This is a genomic window from Enterococcus aquimarinus (assembly GCF_001885765.1).
Lineage (GTDB): Bacteria > Bacillota > Bacilli > Lactobacillales > Enterococcaceae > Enterococcus_I > Enterococcus_I aquimarinus.
Map to the genome: position 1 here is coordinate 1 of NZ_JXKD01000017.1, position 17,826 is coordinate 17,826.

Here is a 17,826-nt window from a genome sequence, read left to right on the forward strand (position 1 = left end):
CCGACGACTTTAGTCGTGTGGAGTGTCAACAGTCGGTGATCAAAATCATGTCGTTCTCGATTTCAACCAACAGACGATGGCTTATTACTACGATCATTTTGATAATCTTGAGAACAGTGAAAGTAAAACAGCGATTCAATTTGAAGAAAGTGATTCTTATTCGTTACAGATTGTAAAAGAAAAAGATATTTTGGTCGTATATATAGGTGGTAAAGCCTTATCGAATCGCATCTATGCAGGCGCAAAAGAAGGAATCGCGATTCGAATCATCGATTGATCATGAATAGGAAAAATGAATAGGTAACAGGATTTAGGCAGTAGGAAATTTTTTAGTGAAGTCATGTTTCTCGTTTTAATAATAGAATTTAGCGAACAAATTATGGCCTATATAATCGATAACATGAATGAAATCAATTGTTTTGCACGTATTTAACCTTCAAGGGATGATGGTTTTTCTCAGCGATGATTGACACAAAATTAGGAACGTGCTATTCTCATTTTTAAACGGAAACGTTTCCGAAATAATTGGAAAGGTTACCAAGAGCGAAACTTTTTGTTTAAGTAGTATTAAAAGAGTAGCGAGAAATCAAAAATAAGGATGATGATTGTCTTTAACAAAGGAGTAAATAAGATGTATGTTGAAGGAAGAATGACCGTTGAACGAGCAAATGACTACATTCAAGAAAATCGGGAGAAGGTCAATCCACGTTATCGACCCGCTTTTCACGTGGCGCCACCAGTTGGTTGGATGAATGATCCAAATGGGTTTATTTATTATCAAGGAGAGTATCATTTGTTTTACCAATTTTATCCTTACAACAGTCAGTGGGGTCCGATGCATTGGGGCCATGCGAAATCCAAAGATTTAATTCATTGGGAAGAATTACCCGTCGCACTGGCACCAGATGAGTGGTATGACAAAGATGGTTGTTTCTCTGGTAGTGCGATTGAAAAAGATGGTCGCCTCTATTTAATGTATACCGGGCATGTGGTTGAAAATGATGTTGTCACGCAAACGCAATGTATTGCGGTTTCCGATGATGGAATTACCTTTGAAAAGTTAGCGAGTAATCCAGTGATTGGAGTGGAATTGTTAGGCGATGAAGGAAGCATTCATGATTGTCGTGATCCAAAAGTCATTCAACATGACGGTCGCTACTATAGTGTCTTAGCGACGAAAACACCGGATAATCGTGGCAAAATTTTATTGTTTGCTTCAGATGATTTAATCCAGTGGTCGTTCTTTTCGGTTCTTTTAGAAGGGACTGCGACACAAGGCGTGATGTGGGAATGTCCGGATTTATTTCATTTGGATGGGAAAGACGTGTTGATTATGTCACCGATTCAGATTCAGCGTGACGCGCATGAATACCATAATACAAGTTCAACAATGGCTTGGATTGGTGAAATGGATTGGGAAAGTGGGACGTTTCTTGTGGAGAATTCTCATGAGATGGACTACGGAATGGACTATTACGCGCCTCAAACGTTACTGGATGAACAGGGTCGCCGGATTTTAATTGCCTGGATGCAAATGTGGGAGCGGACGTATCCAACGCATGAATTAGGTCACAATTGGACCGGTGAAATGTGTTTGCCGCGTGAATTAAGCATCAATCATAATCGTTTAGTCCAACTTCCTGTTTCTGAAATCTATGACTATTTGACTGATCAACAAGTTGTAGAAAATATCGAAGTAATAAAGGAACCGGTTTCGTTTCCAGATGTGGTGACGGAGAACGTCTATCTAAAAATTGTTGCTGATTTATCTCAAGCACAGAAACTGACAATGGCGTTTGCTAAAAAAGAACATCAGTCATTATTCATGACGTACGACAAGGAAACAGCGCTCTTTTCATTTAGTCGTGAGAACTTTGGTTATGCGATTACTGGAATCGAAAAAGAACAAGTGCATACTCGAGAATTTCCGGTCGCACTCATTCACGACCAACTAACAATCGAGATTTTCCGTGATACAAACGCCATCGAAATTTTTGTCAATGGACAAGAGACAAGTACGTCGACCTTCTATGAAATTGAAGCAAGTAGCGAACTTGTTTTTGAATCACAAGGGAAAGCCTTGATTACTTCGTTTAAATCAGCACAAGTCAACACCGCTTGTGAAAGAAAGCGATAGCATTTTTAAGCCTTCTCGATTATACTAAATAGTAGATATTCTTTAGAAGGAGACGATTACATGAGTGCCACAATGAAAGATGTCGCCAAAATGGCAGGTGTAAGGATTGAAACTGTTTCTCGAATATTAAATAACGGTCCAGCTAAACCTTCCACTCGCAAAAAAGTAGAGGCTGCGATTGAAGCATTGAATTACAAACCCAATGATTACACTCGTGGTTTAAAACTCGATCGTACATTTTATGTCGCGTTAATCATTCCAAGTGTCTGGCAACCTTTTTTTGCTGAATTTGCTTTCCATGTTGAAAATGCACTCGAAAAAAATTTTTACAAAATGCATCTCTGTAATTCCAACGGGACCGTCGATAAAGAAAGAGAATATTTACAAATGGTCATGCAACATCGCGTAGATGGAATTATTGGGATTACCTATTCAGATATTGATGAATATATCTCAAGGAATTTCCCGTTTGTCAGTATTGACCGTTATTTTACCGAAGACGTGATTTATGTCACGGCTGATAATAGTAGTGGCGGACGGCTAGCTGCGCAAAAACTACATGAACTCGGCTGTCAACATGTGGCCTATATTGGTGGCTATCAAGATACGCCAAGTGAGATTACGAACCGTCGAAAATATTTTGAACTTGAATGCCAAGAATTGGGGAAAGAATGTCTGATCCTAGAGATGCTCGAACCGATTGAAGATTTAAAAAAAGAAGTTCGTCACTTTTTGACAGCACATCCCGAAATTGATGGGATTTTTGCTATCAGTGACACGGTAGCAATCGATGTCTGTGAAGTCTTAGACCAAATGGGACGCGCGGTGCCAGATGAAGTCCAAGTTATTGGTTTTGATGGCCAACGCATCCATAAAGATGCACCGTATCTCGTCTCAACGATTGTTCAACCGATTCAAGAAATGGCAGAAGTTGCCGTTGATCGTTTACTTCATGTCATGAAAGGCGAATCTGTTCCACAACGAACGATTCTTCCGGTCCACTATGGGCAAGGAAAAACGACGAAAAAACTGAAATGATGAAAAATCGTTCCCTGTATAGGGTGGCGATCCCTAAAAGTTAGATTTATTACTCTAACTTTCGGGGGTCGTCACCTTGATAGTGGACGGTTTTTTTAGTGTGCGAGGGAATGGGGAGAGAAAGAAGAATTAGTTTTTTTTTGTTATTTTTCAATTTGATTTGATTATTTTATGAAGTAATTAGAAAGAAATGGCATGAAAAAAACTTCCAAAATTTCACGCAACAGTTAGCATAAGGGAAGTTTTTTCTCCTTGTTTATGCTATGCTTTATACAAGAATAACTTTTCAGTTGATAAGGAAGAGGAGGATCAGTCATGAGAGATTTTAAGTTCATTAAGCGAGTGGAGCAGTTAGTCAAGCCCATCGACATTGCGACGCTACAAGTCTTAGCACCAACGACCAAGTTTATTCCTAGGAAAATCCAAAATAAATTAATGGCTAGTTCGGCACAAAAAAATCCTTATATGGGGTTTGTAGTCGAACCATATAGTGTCTTTTTATGTTATGAATTAAAAGACTTGGAATGGGCGAGAAGATTAATACCAGATGGTTTCGAACTGATCAAAACGAAGATTTTTGATGATGGCGAACCGAAATATTATGCCATTTTTGGTTCATTTAATGTGCATACTAGTGCTTTTTGGGGAACGCGGTTAGAAGTTAATATTATCGCGCGAAACAAACGTAATAACTTGTTAAGCTGGGTTATCGTGGATTATGATACGAACACGTTGAGTCATGACGTGTCAAAAGGCGTTGTTGGTTCGACGACGGAACAAGCGTTATTAACGACGGACTTTGATGGCAACTTAATTGTGGACATCCAAAATGAAGGCAAAAATCGTCATTTAGTCTTTGATGCAAAAACAGATCAAGCCCAAACGAAAATCATGGGTCATCAGTTGTGGTTAGAAGGGAATTTATCGGTCGGTTACGGACGTGAGCTTTCGCAAAATTCTGACGCGGTCTTTTCACTGACGTTTGATCCAAAAGAAGTGGAAAAAGGGCGACGCATTCCGCTAGAAGATGTTCATGTGACGAAAAATACGTGGTTTAGTGGTTTGTTCCATGACGAACCGGATGAAGTCGTCTATTTCCCGTATGCGCAACATTATTTATCCGATAGTCCGGGTCACTTTAGTCAAATTAAAGATGAGGCAGATTTAAGGAACAAATACGAGTCATTAGATTTAGCCAGTATCCCAGATTACTCGGCGGATTCACACCGTAAAATGATGAAAATCGGGATGATTTTTAACATTGTATTGGTGACGGTCTTATTGGTATTGTTGTTTACTTTGTTACAACAGCGGTAACGCAACAAGCACTTGGTGGCAGTCTGAGCCAGGTATTGCTTGAAGCGTTCCATTTGTTAGATAGGAGATTATGATGTCTGAAAAAAAATATACGACGCTCACGTTACTCACGTATTTCATTGCGTTTTTAGCACCAGCGTTTGGTCCAACGTTAGAAATTCGCATTATTTTGACGATCTTAACGTATTTGATCGGTTCAATCGTGATGATACGTCTCTACAAAAAAACGTCCCAACCGCTTTCTTTTGAAGCGAATCCTATGAGTAGGGGACGTATTATAACGCTCGGGATTATCGGGATTTTTCTCGCGATTTTATTACAAAATGTGATGATTACGATTGAACTTTATTTTGGTGGTCAAGTGGATTCCGCCAATACCCAAGGGATCTTGGAATTAATTTTCCAAAATCCGTTAATGATTTTAGCCGTGATGATTGGTGGTCCAATTATGGAAGAATTTGTCTTTCGCCGGGCGATTATGGGGATGGTGACGCGTCGTTCGAATCTTTGGCTAGGCGTTCTCGTGAGCGCGGTACTGTTTGCGCTGATGCATCAAGATGGTCACTGGTTACTTTATTCCGCATTAGGTGCCTTTTTTAGTTTGCAATACATCATTACCGGCAGTATTTGGACCTCGGTTATCACGCATGTCGGGATGAACACGTTGGTTATTTTAGCGAATGTGATTGTCGAAGTGTATAATTTACCCGTGCAATAAGTGTCAGTTATCGAATTTGGTGCATGAGCGATGAGTGTCAGCTAGCCCTTTTTATTATGGGGTTCCTAAGGCCTATGTTAAAATAAGATTAGAATATTTTGTTGCTGTCAAAAGAATAAAATGAAAAAATAGTATTTTTACAAGGAGGAATTGAGGTGGATTATGTTAAAAAAGCATGGTTAAATGGATTATTTTTTATTGTCGCCTTAGTCGTCAATGCGCTAGGTGCCTTTGGTCTCATCAATGGTAGTTCACAAAAGGAAGTATCCGATAAGTATTTAACGTTGATTACCCCGGATCCATCGACCTTTAGTATCTGGAGTGTTATCTATCTTTTCTTAACGCTTTCGATTGTCTTCATGATTTGGAAAAAAGAGGATGCCTATTACCAAGCTGCTATTAATAAAATATCGTATTTATTCATCTTTTCTTCTATTTTAAATATGGCTTGGATTATCGCCTTTTCTTTTGAACAATTAGTGTTATCCACGATCTTTATTTTAGTATTTGCCGTAACGTTGACCTTAATTTGTTTAGAGTTACTGAAAATTCAAACGGGTCAACATTTCTTATTACCACTCACGTTTGGGTTATATACAGGTTGGTTATTCATCGCTTCTGTGGTGAATGTCGCGGCGACGTTAGTCAAAAATGAGTGGAACGGTTTTGGGTTACCAACAGAAGTCTTAGCATCCGCGACGTTAATTGTGGCGATCGTTTTAGTCTTTGGTGTGCTATTACGGGTCAAAAATGCGGTTTTCCCGATTCCAATTGCGTGGGCCTTCTTTGGAATTTATCGTTTCTTAATTTCTCCAGAAGGATTTAATGATGCCTATCCAATGTTAAAAGTGGTCTCACTTGTTGGGATGGCCGTGCTTTTAATGATGAGTGGTTTACAACTATACAAAAACCATTATTGGGTAATTCCAAAAAATCACAAAGCGTAATCAAACACAAAAATCCCTCTGCCCTGTGTGGGTTAGAGGGATTTTCGTGTCTTAATCGGACAAAGTCTAACCAATTTTGACTTTTCTAAGAAGATTTGTTCAAAAGACTTGCAAAACGAAGCAAAAGTGAGTAATATAAAACATGTAAGTTAGCACTTGGCAATGTCGAGTGCTAATGAAAAAAACGAAAAAATATCGGAGGGATTTATTGTGTTAAAACCATTAGGTGATCGTGTACTCGTTGAAGTAACACAAGCAGAAGAACAAACAGTTAGCGGATTCGTTTTAGCTTCAGCCGCAAAAGAAAAACCTCAAACTGGTACAGTTGTAGCAGTTGGTGAAGGTCGCCTACTCGATAGTGGCGATTTGGCACCCGTTCCTGTAAAAGTTGGCGAAACAGTTTTATTTGAAAAATATGCTGGTTCAGAAGTGAAATACGAAGGCCAAGAATACATGATTTTCGCAGTAAAAGATATTATTGCAGTTGTAGAATAAAAAAATAATTAATGAGGTGAAGGAATAATGGCAAAAGAAATTAAATTTGCAGAAGACGCACGTAGCGCAATGTTACGTGGAGTAGATAAATTAGCAGATACTGTAAAAGTAACTTTAGGTCCAAAAGGTCGTAACGTTGTTTTAGAAAAATCATTTGGTTCACCACTCATTACAAACGATGGCGTAACCATTGCAAAAGAAATTGAATTAGAAGATCACTTTGAAAATATGGGTGCGAAACTTGTTTCAGAAGTTGCTTCTAAAACAAATGATATTGCTGGAGATGGAACAACTACTGCAACCGTCTTAACACAAGCAATCGTTCGTGAAGGGATGAAGAACGTGACTGCTGGGGCAAATCCATTAGGCGTTCGTCGCGGAATTGAACTTGCAACTCAAGTAGCTGTTGAAGAATTACATGCAATTTCTGTCAAAGTGGATTCAAAAGATGCGATTGCACAAGTTGGTTCTGTCTCTTCAGGTAGCGAACAAGTCGGCCAATACATTGCAGATGCAATGGAAAAAGTGGGCAACGACGGCGTGATCACCATTGAAGAATCAAAAGGAATCGAAACAGAATTAGACGTGGTTGAAGGAATGCAATTTGACCGTGGTTACTTATCACAATACATGGTCACAAACAACGATAAAATGGAAGCTGAACTTGAAGCACCATACATCTTAATTACGGATAAGAAAATCTCAAACATCCAAGATATCTTGCCGTTATTAGAACAAATTTTACAAGCTTCTAAACCATTATTAATCATTGCAGATGATGTTGATGGTGAAGCATTACCAACCTTAGTATTAAACAAAATCCGTGGAACATTCAACGTGGTTGCAGTTAAAGCACCAGGATTCGGTGATCGTCGTAAAGCGATGTTAGAAGATATCGCGATTTTAACAGGAGCGACAGTCATTACAGAAGACCTTGGTTTAGAATTAAAAGACGCAACGATTGATATGTTAGGACAAGCAAGCAAAGTGGTTGTCGATAAAGACAATACTACAATCGTTGAAGGTGCAGGTTCATCTGACGCTATCGCTGCTCGCGTACACTTAATCAAAAATCAAATCGTAGATACAACGTCTGAATTTGATCGTGAAAAATTACAAGAACGCCTAGCGAAACTTTCTGGCGGAGTTGCAGTCATCAAAGTCGGCGCACCAACTGAAACAGAATTAAAAGAATTAAAATTACGTATTGAAGATGCGTTAAACGCAACACGTGCAGCCGTTGAAGAAGGCATGGTTTCCGGTGGGGGAACTGCTTTAGTCAACGTAATCGAAAAAGTTGCAGCCATTGAAGCAACTGGCGATGTGGCAACAGGTGTGAAAATTGTCTTACGTGCTTTAGAAGAACCAGTACGCCAAATCGCAGAAAATGCTGGCTACGAAGGCTCTGTAATCGTGGATCAATTAAAACGTGCAGAACTAGGCACAGGATTCAACGCAGCAACTGGTGAGTGGGTAAACATGCTTGAAGCAGGAATCGTTGACCCAACGAAAGTAACCCGTTCTGCTTTACAAAACGCAGCATCCATCTCTGCTTTACTCTTAACAACAGAAGCAGTTGTGGCATCAAAACCAGAATCAGCTGGACCAGCAATGCCTCCAATGGACCCATCAATGATGGGCGGCATGATGTAGATTTGAGTCACGACTCAAATTAGATAGGTATTGATATAAGTAAACCCCTTTGAGACTAACGTTTCAAAGGGTTTTTTACGATGTGGAATGTGATGTTGAGCTAAAGGTTATTTTAAACGTTCCAGCACCTCTATTAACTGAGTTAATTTGAAGTTATCAATTTTATCGATTTTACTTTTATCAAAGTTTTTCAATTCTGTTAAAACTCTGTTAATATCACTTGAAAGATTCGAATAATGAGAGCGTTTTCCTTTGACATGCGACATTAAATATTCAGCTTTATTTTTATTAGTGAGAAGATATTTATAAATTATTATGTTATCTAGGAATCTAAAGAGAAAATTTGAGTCACTTAAATCTTCATATAAAATAATGTTTTCATAATTATTTTCTAGAATAGCTATTAACAGATTTTTACAGTTCGAGGCTTCGAGTTCTAACTTTAATCGTTTTAGATTAATCTCTATCTTTTCCATGTCTTTGAAACCAGAATCTCTAGCAATTGTAAAGTAACTTGGTATTATATTGTCTTTTGAAGAAATAAAACTATTATAAATTTCTTTTTCTACTATTGAAATTGCATCGGTTGCGTCAAGAATTATGTGTAAATGGAAAATCCATTCTATAAATTAAATTAAAACATTGATTCTAATGTATCCTGTATTTCTTTAAAACCTTTATGAACTCTGCATAAAAATTTTTGATTATAGTTGTTAAATTGACTGACTAGGAATCTCTCTAGTGATTCTTCGTTAGGAAATTGCTCTTTTCTTTTTGTATATTTCTTTAATTGCTTGTTAAAGCCTTCAATCAGATTAGTTGAATAAATAGTTCTTCTAATTGATGGAGGAAAATTATAGAAAGTTAATATAGCAGGATTCATGAGTAATTTAATCACTCGTGGATACTGTTTCTTCCATTTCTCCATCATAAAGCTGATTTGATCCATTGCTTCTTCTTTTGATCTTGATTGATATACTGATTTGAAATCATTACAAATCTCTCGTCGATCACTAACACGAACCTTGTGAGCAATATTTCTGGAAACATGAACACAGCATTGCTGAAATTGAGCATTTGGATAAACATTATAAATACTATCGTTAATGCCACTTAAACCATCAGTTACGACTAATAAAACCTTTTCTAAACCACGTTTTTTTAGGTCTTGAAGTATCTCTTTCCAAACATATGCAGATTCGGTTGGAGCAATACTAAATCCAAGAACCTCTTTGGTTCCGTCTAATCTAATGCCAATCACAATATAAACAGCTTCTTTTGAGACAGTTTGTCTTTTCAATGGAATATGAGTAGCATCCATGAAAATAACTGAATATTTTGACTCTAGAGTTCTTTCTTTAAAAGCATTAACCTCTTCAGATACAATTTGAGTGATATTAGAAATAGTTTGTGGTGTATAGTGATGTCCATACATTTTTTCAATCAATTCAGAGATTTCAGACATAGTAATCCCTTTTTGAAATAACTGAATAATAGTGGTCTCTAAAGAGTCGTCGGTTCTTTTATTGGCAGGTAAAGTTTGTTGAGAAAACTCACCATTTCTATCTCTAGGAATCACTAAATTTAATTCTCCATACTCTGTTTTGAATGAACAGGAATAATTCCCATTGCGGGAATTACCTGAATTAAATCCAATACGATCATATTTTTCATAATCAAGAAAAGCAGTTAATTCTGCTTGTAATAATGTATTAATAGGCAATTCTAGATGACGACGAAATAAATCATCTAAGTCACCTTTATTGATTAGTGTTTCCATAATTTCTGTAGTAAAATTAGTTATGAGAAAGTCCTCCTATAAAATTTCGGTGTCGTAACTTTAATTTTACAGAATGGACTTTCTTTTTTTCTACTTAAATTTCTATTTACACAAAATATTTTACGCTATCGATTTATTATTCTTGACATTTTTCACAATCCCTACTTAAACATAAAATTAGCGTTATTGTAATAAGACTATATGTTGATATAATAAAAGTATATAGTCTTATTTTGGGAGGGTAATAATGCATAAAATTGTTAAAGAACAAATCAGAGAGGTGGATGTTGTTGCATATTCTGTAGGGTATGACTTCAATGATGCCGGTCAATTAGAATATCGCTTACAGGATTTTGTTAAACTATTAGTTAATTTAATTCCAGAATTTGCATTTGGTGCTCATGAGGGAGAGACAACTGCAAATAAAGATGTTGTTTCTAAAGTAAGTAGAGCTGCTAAAGCAATATATAAGATAAAAGAATTTCAAGAAGTCAAAGAAATCTACGCTATGGGCAATGAAATAGCGGATGATTCTGTTGAAAAAAAGTATCTTAAAAGGGGAGAGTTTGGAGAATTAATATTGTTTTATTTATTAAAAGAGTTTCATAATACAGTACCTTTAGTATCGAAAATATATTTCAAAGATTCTGCAGGTGTAGCTGTCCATGGCTTTGATGCAGTTCATGTTAATGAAGATACCAAATCATTATGGCTTGGTGAATCTAAAATGTATGTTGATGGGAAAAGTGGATTGAAGGAATTAATTAAAGATTTATATGACCATTTTAATACAAGTTATATGGAAGATGAATTTGCAGTTATATCTAAATGGGTAGACCTAGGCGTAAAACGAGATGAAAAATCACAATATTGGTTAGACTTATTGAATGAGACTACATCTTTAAGAGACCAGTTAGATTCAATAGTAGTTCCGTTGATTTGTACATATACTTGTGATATATATAGCAAAGAAAATATCGATGATACCAGTGAAAGTTTTTTGGGAGAATTTGAAAAAGAAATAAAAAGTATGAAAGAATATTTTGATGCAAGAAACACTCATCCGTTAAAAGATAAGTTGAAAATTTTGGTTATATTGTTTCCAGTAAAATCCAAAAATGAACTAGTAAAAAAACTTCATAACAATCTAAATATGATGCAAATGATAGGAGAGCTGTAATGGAACCTAAAAATATATATGGATATGATGTCACTGATTTTAATAGTTCTTTTTTATTGTTAAAAGAGTTTGGCCGAATTAGAGAAACGGATGAATTAAAAGCAAATGAAATTGTTATTGAAGTGTTAGATGCATGGGAAGTAGTTTCTGAAAGCACAAAAGAAATCTGGCTTGATGCTATAGATTCAGTTGGTTTTTATCCCTACTTGTACCGTGAAGATACAGAAAAGTTAGACACATCAACAATGATTAGAATGAATTATCATTCTTCAGACTATTTAACAAATATTATGCTTCATAGGGAGCAGAAAGCTTTGTCTGAATTACTACTTACTGGAAAAAACTTAGTGGTGAGTGCCCCAACAAGTTTTGGAAAAAGCTTATTGATTGAAGAAATAATTGCTAGTGTTCGATATAAAAATATTGTAATAATACAGCCTACGTTGGCTTTACTAAATGAAACAAGAAAAAAATTACAAAAATATGCAGTTGTATATAATATAATAATAAAAACGACACAAAAAGTATCGCCTGATGAGAATAACTTATTCCTGCTTACTGCAGAAAGAGTGATGGAATATTATAAATTACCTAAGATAGATTTTGTTGTTTTGGATGAGTTTTATAAAATTAGTGCTAAAAGAGATGATGAACGAGCCGATGTTTTAAATAATGCTATTAATCTTTTGCTTAATACACATAAAAGTTCGTTTTATTTCTTAGGCCCCAATATTAGTGGCATATCTGATGGTTTTGCAGAAGAGTATAATGCCATTTTTTATAAAACAGACTATTCGTTAGTCAAAAATGAATCTATAGATTTATACGAGCAGCATGAGATTGGATTAACTAAGAGTGGTAAAACAAAATATAAGAATGAGTTATTATTTCGTACCTTGATTGAGAATATTAATCAGCAAAATATTGTATATTGTTCCTCTCCGGATAGAGCAACGAAGTTGGCATATGAGTTTTATGAGTATGGTATACAATCAGGAGTGAAATTTAATAACACCGATTTGCCAGTTATTGAGTGGATAAATGAAAATATTAGTAGGAAATGGTTTTTTACGAAATTGATAAATGCAGGGATAGGAGTACACAATGGTATACTCCCAAAACATGTTAATAATAGTGTAATAGATTATTTTAATAGTGGAGAAATATCAATTCTATTCTGCACTTCTACGATAATAGAAGGTGTCAATACTACTGCAAAAAATGTTCTTTGGTTTGACTCAACTAAAGGAAGTCAACATCAAATTGACTATTTTGATTTCTCCAACATCAAAGGGAGAGCAGGCCGGTTAATGCAGCATTATAAAGGGAATTTTTACATGTTTAATAAACAGCCACCAAAAAATGAAGTGATGATAGATATACCATTCTATGACCAAGAAAATATGAATGATGAAATACTTATAAATATACCAACAGATAAGGTAAAGCAGAAACATGTTGAAAGGTATTTGGAACTTCAAAATATTCCGGAAGCATATTATGAAACAGTTAGGAAAAATGGTGTTTCTATAAAGAATCAATTGGAGATAATATCACTGTTTGAAAAATTATTAATAAAAAATCCTGAAAATAAATGTTTAATTTGGAACGGATACCCTACATATGACCAACTCAAAGTTGTTATTAACTTGGGATGGGAATATTTTATTAAGGAAGGAGAAACCACAAAGCCAATGAATCCAAATTGGCTCACATATTTAACTTTTAATTCTAATAAGCCGTTAAATAAATTAATAAATGAGAGATACCAAAAGTTATTAGAAGATAAATCAAAGAATACAAAAAAAACAGATGAGGATTTCTTGAATGAGGCTATATTAATGATTTATAAAGTACAACGTCACTGGATTCAATATAAAGTTCCAAAATGGCTAGACACAATCAACAGTCTTCAGATAGCAGTAACACAAAAGTTAAATATAGCTTCTGGCGATTATTCATTTTATTCTTCAATGTTGGAAAATGATTTTATTAAGAATGAATATTCCATTTTGGTGGAGATGGGAGTTCCCTCAACAGCAATAGAAAAAATCCAAAATAATATACCTAAAAATATCGGTGAAGATGATGTAATCAGATTCATAAGGGATAATAGTCTTTATGCCAATGATAACTTGTTAGAGTATGAAAAACAAAAATTATTAGAATTGCTAAATTAATTTAGCCATATTGAAATTATATAATATAGTTTCGTACTTAAAGAATAACAAATAAATTAATTTAAATAATTATGATGGGTATAAATAAAGGAGAAGATAATTGTTATATATTGGGGTAGAACTTAATAAAATCGAACAAATGGATTGCTACAAGCATCGATACAGTTATTAGCGATGTACCTTATAACATTAGTGGCGATGATGAAACAAAGGACGGAAAGATTGTTAAAAAGGGCAATCCATACATGAAGGGAAAAGTCGGATTAGACTTTGGTGATTGGGATAAAGGCAATTTTATTGTAGATGATTGGATAAGAGCAGTTACACCAAAAGTAAAAGATAATGGGCAAATAATAATTTTTAATTCTTTTAAAAATATAAGTAAAATGGCCATAACATTGTTTGAAGAAGGTTGGATGGTAAAAGGAACGTACTATTGGCACAAACCTAATCCAATGCCACATATGCCCGAAATATTTCCTTTAAGTGCGACAGAACAGTACATTTTGGTAGTAAAAGACCTTGATAATTATACGGTTAATACTAGAAAAGGTAATGAGAAGATGGTTGAAACTGGGAGGTTGGATGCCAGTTCCCACGAAGACCAGAAAAAAAGATTCCATACAACACAAAAACCATTAAGCATGTGGAAATCATTAGTAGAAATACATAGCAACGAGGGAGATATTGTCTTAGATAGTTTTAGTGGAAGTGCTGTTAATGCCGTAGCATGTATTGAGTTGGGAAGGAACTTTATTGGAACAGAGCTAGATGATGATTACTTTCAAAAAGGCAATGACCGGATCGAAAAGGCTCTTAAATTAACGCCACCGCTATTTTAAAGGAGAAATTATGGTGTATTCTATTACAATCCAGCAAAGCTTGTGACAGGCCTTGAATTTAGCAGAAAAAAATTAATTTAACTAGCAATAAACCAATTTATAAGTTTGAGAAGAATCCTTATATAAAAAATCATCAAATATATGGAAAGATATTAGCTGATTTAATGTTTTTAGAAAATGTTTTTAGAGATTCATACGTTAAAGAGGTCTTTTTTATTAACAATGAAGAAGGCCTAGATAGTAGGCAAGAAAAAAGAAACCAAAATATTTTAACTAAAATAGAGTCTCTATATTATTACTACTTTATTTACCAGTTATATGCTGATTATCGCTATTGGCTAGATGATAAAGATGCTTACAGTAACGAGCTTAAACGCTTTAACGCTAGCACATCAGATAATCATTACGGTTATTTCAGTATGTTAAAAAGGTGTTTTATCCAAGCCTTTGGTAGTATAAAACAATTTAATTAAACAAATTATAATGCTTTTTTAGATATTGAAAAAATGGAAAAAGGAATAGGTATCACTAAGGAGCATGCTATTCAGAGTGTGGAAGGTGAAGATAGGTATATGCTTTATTATCTACAGCCGAGTGGTTTTACAGGGAAATCACGTTCAGTTCGTGTCACCAGAAGGGACGGAGAAAACTCTGGAGATGTGGTTGATAAAAAAGGATATAAACTGAAAAGAAGAAACAGCTCAAAGAAGCAGGCCAGAATAATTATTAATAAGTATAAGGAGCAATTAGAGATAGCGAATAAAGTGAATGTGACAAAGTTTGCAAAAGAAAATGATATTTCCAGAACGATGTTTTACAATTATTTGAAAAAGTGTATTTGTCAATTCAAAAGTGAGCCACTTATCAATTGAAAACTGAGCCACCTCGCATTACATTTTTGTTAGTTCTAACGTTTCTTTCAGCCGATATGAATCACCCACCATATTCAATAAATAGGCTCTGTGTGTTAACCGATCGGTTAAGGCTGCCGTTAATACGGGATCATGAAAGACCTCATTCCAACGATCGAATGACAGATTCGTCGTGATAATGGTGGACAGGCCGTTTGAACGTAGGGATAAGTGCGAGAATAAAAGTTCAGCCCCCTCCTTATCGAACGAAATATAACCAAGTTCATCTAAAATGACTAAATCATATTTTTGGAATTTCAATTCAAAGCTTCTCAACGTCCGTTCGGAACGAAATTCCTTTAACTGGTTGATCAGAGAGGGAACGCTGGTAAACCAGACCTTGTAACCTGCCATACAAGCCTCTATACCCAGGCCGATGGCACAATGCGTTTTGCCGGTTCCTGGGCTGCCGGAAAAAATGACATTTCTACCCTCTTTAATAAAAGAGAGGGTAGAAAGCTCGCGGATGTGTTTTTGGCCATCCGGTGGGAGATAGGCGACCGTTAAGTCTTCCAGTGTCTTTTGATAAGGAAATTGGGCGGTTTTTATGCTCCGGTGTTCGGAACGCCGTTCGCGTTCTTCGACCTCTACCATGAATAGTTCATATAACAGAGTGTGCATCTCTCCAGTCATCGTTTCTTCCTTCAGTTTCCTGTGGATGCCCGGCAGCCGTAATCCCAGGAGGAGCTTGTCTAATTCCGTTCGTTGGCTCATGAGATTTGTTTCTCCTTTTCCTTATTGAGTAAATTCGCGTAATCACTGAGGTTTTCAAGTGATTTGTCAATTATCGCTTGATTGCCCGCCGGACGGGTGGGAGCCTCCGGTTTTTGTTGGGATAGGAAAATTAGCTTTTCGGTTGAAAAATCAAAGAAAGGCTTCTTTTCTAACGCTTTGATAAGGGTAATGATTTCGCTTAGGTTGTTTTTTTCCTTGATAAAATGTAATAGCGCTATAAAATCCTTTTGATTATTGGTATAATAATTTTCGTAGATAAATTTAATTTGTTTTGGCGCTTGCTTGAATCCTTGGCTGTTTTCAAGTGCGCCTTTTTTATACCCTAAAGTAGTCAGATAGTGATAAAGATCAATCCGCCATTCATGGACGCCCCACGTCCGTGTGTGTTCCGCCAGTAATGCGTGGTTGTCAAAAATACGAATGCTGTTTGCTCCATTTTTTACCCTGACCGTCTTGCCGACGTAGGCATCCGGAACTGAGTAGTGGTTCTGTTTCACCGTGACGGTACTGTACTTATCAACCTTCAGATTCATGATTTCGCTGGCGTCAAAATCACCCATGGGTGTCGTCATGACTGCCTGTTCTTCCAGTATAAGGATGCTCGGCGTTTTGTTGCTTCTGGTTCTTTGATTTAGTTTGTTGAGTTTAGTTTGTAGATGCTCATTCGCTTGCTCAATGGAATCAAAGGAATCATGCAGACTGAATGCCTTTCGCCGGACCACCTCCACTGATCGTTCGTTCCACATGACCTTTTTCGTTTCCCTTGCGTGGGTTGCAAAGCCGCACTTGAAAGCCATAAAAGGCCGCTATACTCATGGTGATTGGGGACAATTCCCGCTCCGTCCCAATGAATTTCTTCACGACCGTCCGCATGTTGTCGTACACCACTTGAACCGGCACCCGGGCCAAATGCTTAAAGAATTCGACATGGGAATCTTGGAAACAAACGGCTTGCTGCGAATGATACAGCTTGGCGAAGCGGTAATTACTGTAGGCCATTGTAAAGACCGCCAGTTGGTAAGTTTTCAGCCTTCCTCCGATTTCCAACTTTACCTCTCCCCAGTCGAATTCACAGACGACCCCGGGTTCATAGATGGCCCGTATGAAGGCTTCTTTTCTAGTTTTTTCCTTTTCCCGAACGTAGTTCTGCACTGTTGTATAACCGATGTCAAACCCTTGCTCCAACAGGGCTTCATGCATGTCGATGATTTTCATCTGCTGCTTTCTCCGACCATCAGTTCTCTTTTGGACGTTTTGTTTGATATAGAAGTCCAGGCGATCCATCATACCCTCGGTCAGCTTTCGTTTTGCACGCTTCTCAGTGTTGTAAGAAGGCTTCTCCAAGATGGCTTCCGTAAGTGCGAAATTTTCTACTGAAAGGTCGGTAAATTTCTCCCGCGCATTGCGATATTCTTGGATATATTTTTTAACCGTGTTTCTTGAAATTCCCAGTTTTGTTGCCACCGATCGCTGGGACAACCCTTCCACTTCAACTTTTAAAATAACATCTTGCTTCGTCACCAAATCAATCAAAACCTTTCCTCCCTACATTACTAAATATAGGGTTTATTATAGCGTAGGTGGCTCACTTTTGAATTAACAGGGTGGCTCACTTTTAAGTTAACAGAAACAAAAAAGTTTAATTTTGATAAACCGTAGCATTCGAACAACTGTAAAATAGCTCAAACATAGAAAGTTAGTTAAATACTATGTTGGTGTGGAATGTTTATTACATTGAAAAGAAACACTTAAAAACGAACTAATAAGTGTTTTTTAATGATAAATAACCTCTTTTTGTTAACTATCTATTGTTTAATATATAGATATATGGTGAAAGACGGACAATTCCGCCAATGATGGGCGGCATGATGTAAACTCGCTTTTAAAACAAAG

The 17,826-nt window shown here is 36.3% G+C and carries 18 protein-coding genes; 13 read left to right on the top strand and 5 right to left on the bottom strand.

The genetic code is table 11. The features are described 5' to 3' along the window. The first annotated feature begins 22 nt into the window (after positions 1 to 22). The 8 genes from RU93_RS10115 (at position 23) to groL (ending at position 8,305) form a co-directional block, all read left to right on the top strand. Positions 23 to 277, top strand: a complete 255-nt coding sequence (locus RU93_RS10115; protein WP_071875508.1) for a hypothetical protein — start codon at positions 23 to 25, stop codon at positions 275 to 277. Between the two features lie 354 nt (positions 278 to 631). Then, positions 632 to 2,137, top strand: a complete 1,506-nt coding sequence (locus RU93_RS10120) for a glycoside hydrolase family 32 protein (protein ID WP_071875509.1) — start codon at positions 632 to 634, stop codon at positions 2,135 to 2,137. A gap of 60 nt (positions 2,138 to 2,197) precedes the next feature. After that, positions 2,198 to 3,175: a LacI family DNA-binding transcriptional regulator gene (locus tag RU93_RS10125; protein WP_071875510.1), complete on the top strand. Its 978-nt coding sequence runs from the start codon at positions 2,198 to 2,200 to the stop codon at positions 3,173 to 3,175. 315 nt (positions 3,176 to 3,490) lie between these two features. Continuing rightward, on the top strand, positions 3,491 to 4,492 hold the full coding sequence (locus tag RU93_RS10130; protein ID WP_071875511.1) for a hypothetical protein: 1,002 nt from the start codon (positions 3,491 to 3,493) through the stop codon (positions 4,490 to 4,492). Positions 4,493 to 4,565: 73 nt separating this feature from the next. Beyond that, a complete protein-coding gene (locus RU93_RS10135; RefSeq protein ID WP_071875512.1) occupies positions 4,566 to 5,210 on the top strand; it encodes a CPBP family intramembrane glutamic endopeptidase in 645 nt (214 codons plus the stop codon). 155 nt (positions 5,211 to 5,365) lie between these two features. Next, positions 5,366 to 6,157 carry a tryptophan-rich sensory protein gene (locus RU93_RS10140; RefSeq protein ID WP_071875513.1) on the top strand — a complete coding sequence of 264 codons (792 nt, stop codon included), beginning with the start codon at positions 5,366 to 5,368 and terminating at the stop codon, positions 6,155 to 6,157. A gap of 210 nt (positions 6,158 to 6,367) precedes the next feature. After that, a complete protein-coding gene (gene groES, locus RU93_RS10145) occupies positions 6,368 to 6,652 on the top strand; it encodes a co-chaperone GroES (RefSeq protein ID WP_071875514.1) in 285 nt (94 codons plus the stop codon). Positions 6,653 to 6,679: 27 nt separating this feature from the next. Further along, positions 6,680 to 8,305 carry a chaperonin GroEL gene (groL, locus tag RU93_RS10150; RefSeq protein ID WP_071875515.1) on the top strand — a complete coding sequence of 542 codons (1,626 nt, stop codon included), beginning with the start codon at positions 6,680 to 6,682 and terminating at the stop codon, positions 8,303 to 8,305. A 107-nt stretch (positions 8,306 to 8,412) separates the two neighbouring features. On the opposite strand, the gene RU93_RS10155 is transcribed toward groL, so the two are convergent. Both RU93_RS10155 and RU93_RS10160 read right to left on the bottom strand, forming a co-directional pair. Further along, a complete protein-coding gene (locus tag RU93_RS10155) occupies positions 8,413 to 8,781 on the bottom strand; it encodes a hypothetical protein (RefSeq protein WP_071875516.1) in 369 nt (122 codons plus the stop codon). Positions 8,782 to 8,939: 158 nt separating this feature from the next. Continuing rightward, positions 8,940 to 10,109 carry an IS256 family transposase gene (locus tag RU93_RS10160; protein ID WP_071875517.1) on the bottom strand — a complete coding sequence of 390 codons (1,170 nt, stop codon included), beginning with the start codon at positions 10,107 to 10,109 and terminating at the stop codon, positions 8,940 to 8,942. A 223-nt stretch (positions 10,110 to 10,332) separates the two neighbouring features. Here RU93_RS10160 and RU93_RS10165 point away from each other — a divergent pair, with 223 nt between their 5' ends. From RU93_RS10165 to RU93_RS10185, 5 genes are all read left to right on the top strand, one after another. Then, the gene (locus RU93_RS10165) at positions 10,333 to 11,265 is read left to right on the top strand and encodes a HamA C-terminal domain-containing protein (protein WP_071875518.1); all 933 of its coding nucleotides are present in this window, start codon (positions 10,333 to 10,335) and stop codon (positions 11,263 to 11,265) included. Continuing rightward, positions 11,265 to 13,445: a DEAD/DEAH box helicase gene (locus RU93_RS10170; RefSeq protein WP_071875519.1), complete on the top strand. Its 2,181-nt coding sequence runs from the start codon at positions 11,265 to 11,267 to the stop codon at positions 13,443 to 13,445. The genes RU93_RS10165 and RU93_RS10170 overlap by 1 nt, the downstream gene beginning before the upstream one ends. A gap of 167 nt (positions 13,446 to 13,612) precedes the next feature. Then, complete coding sequence (locus RU93_RS10175; protein ID WP_281246338.1) at positions 13,613 to 14,287, top strand: DNA-methyltransferase; 675 nt, start codon at positions 13,613 to 13,615, stop codon at positions 14,285 to 14,287. A 164-nt stretch (positions 14,288 to 14,451) separates the two neighbouring features. Beyond that, complete coding sequence (locus RU93_RS10180) at positions 14,452 to 14,760, top strand: hypothetical protein (protein ID WP_071875521.1); 309 nt, start codon at positions 14,452 to 14,454, stop codon at positions 14,758 to 14,760. Between the two features lie 33 nt (positions 14,761 to 14,793). After that, on the top strand, positions 14,794 to 15,159 hold the full coding sequence (locus RU93_RS10185) for a hypothetical protein (RefSeq protein WP_071875522.1): 366 nt from the start codon (positions 14,794 to 14,796) through the stop codon (positions 15,157 to 15,159). 18 nt (positions 15,160 to 15,177) lie between these two features. Here RU93_RS10185 and istB read toward each other — a convergent pair whose 3' ends face one another. Genes istB through istA form a run of 3 tightly spaced genes read right to left on the bottom strand, consistent with a single transcriptional unit; the run spans position 15,178 to position 17,466 of the window. Beyond that, positions 15,178 to 15,912 (bottom strand): IS21-like element helper ATPase IstB, encoded by a 735-nt coding sequence (gene istB / locus RU93_RS10190; protein ID WP_071875523.1) that lies wholly within the window; start codon positions 15,910 to 15,912, stop codon positions 15,178 to 15,180. Beyond that, on the bottom strand, positions 15,909 to 16,679 hold the full coding sequence (locus tag RU93_RS11925) for a Mu transposase domain-containing protein (protein ID WP_169818116.1): 771 nt from the start codon (positions 16,677 to 16,679) through the stop codon (positions 15,909 to 15,911). The genes istB and RU93_RS11925 overlap by 4 nt, the downstream gene beginning before the upstream one ends. Next, on the bottom strand, positions 16,624 to 17,466 hold the full coding sequence (gene istA, locus RU93_RS11930) for an IS21 family transposase (RefSeq protein ID WP_084131407.1): 843 nt from the start codon (positions 17,464 to 17,466) through the stop codon (positions 16,624 to 16,626). The genes RU93_RS11925 and istA overlap by 56 nt, the downstream gene beginning before the upstream one ends. Between the last annotated feature and the right edge of the window lie 360 nt (positions 17,467 to 17,826).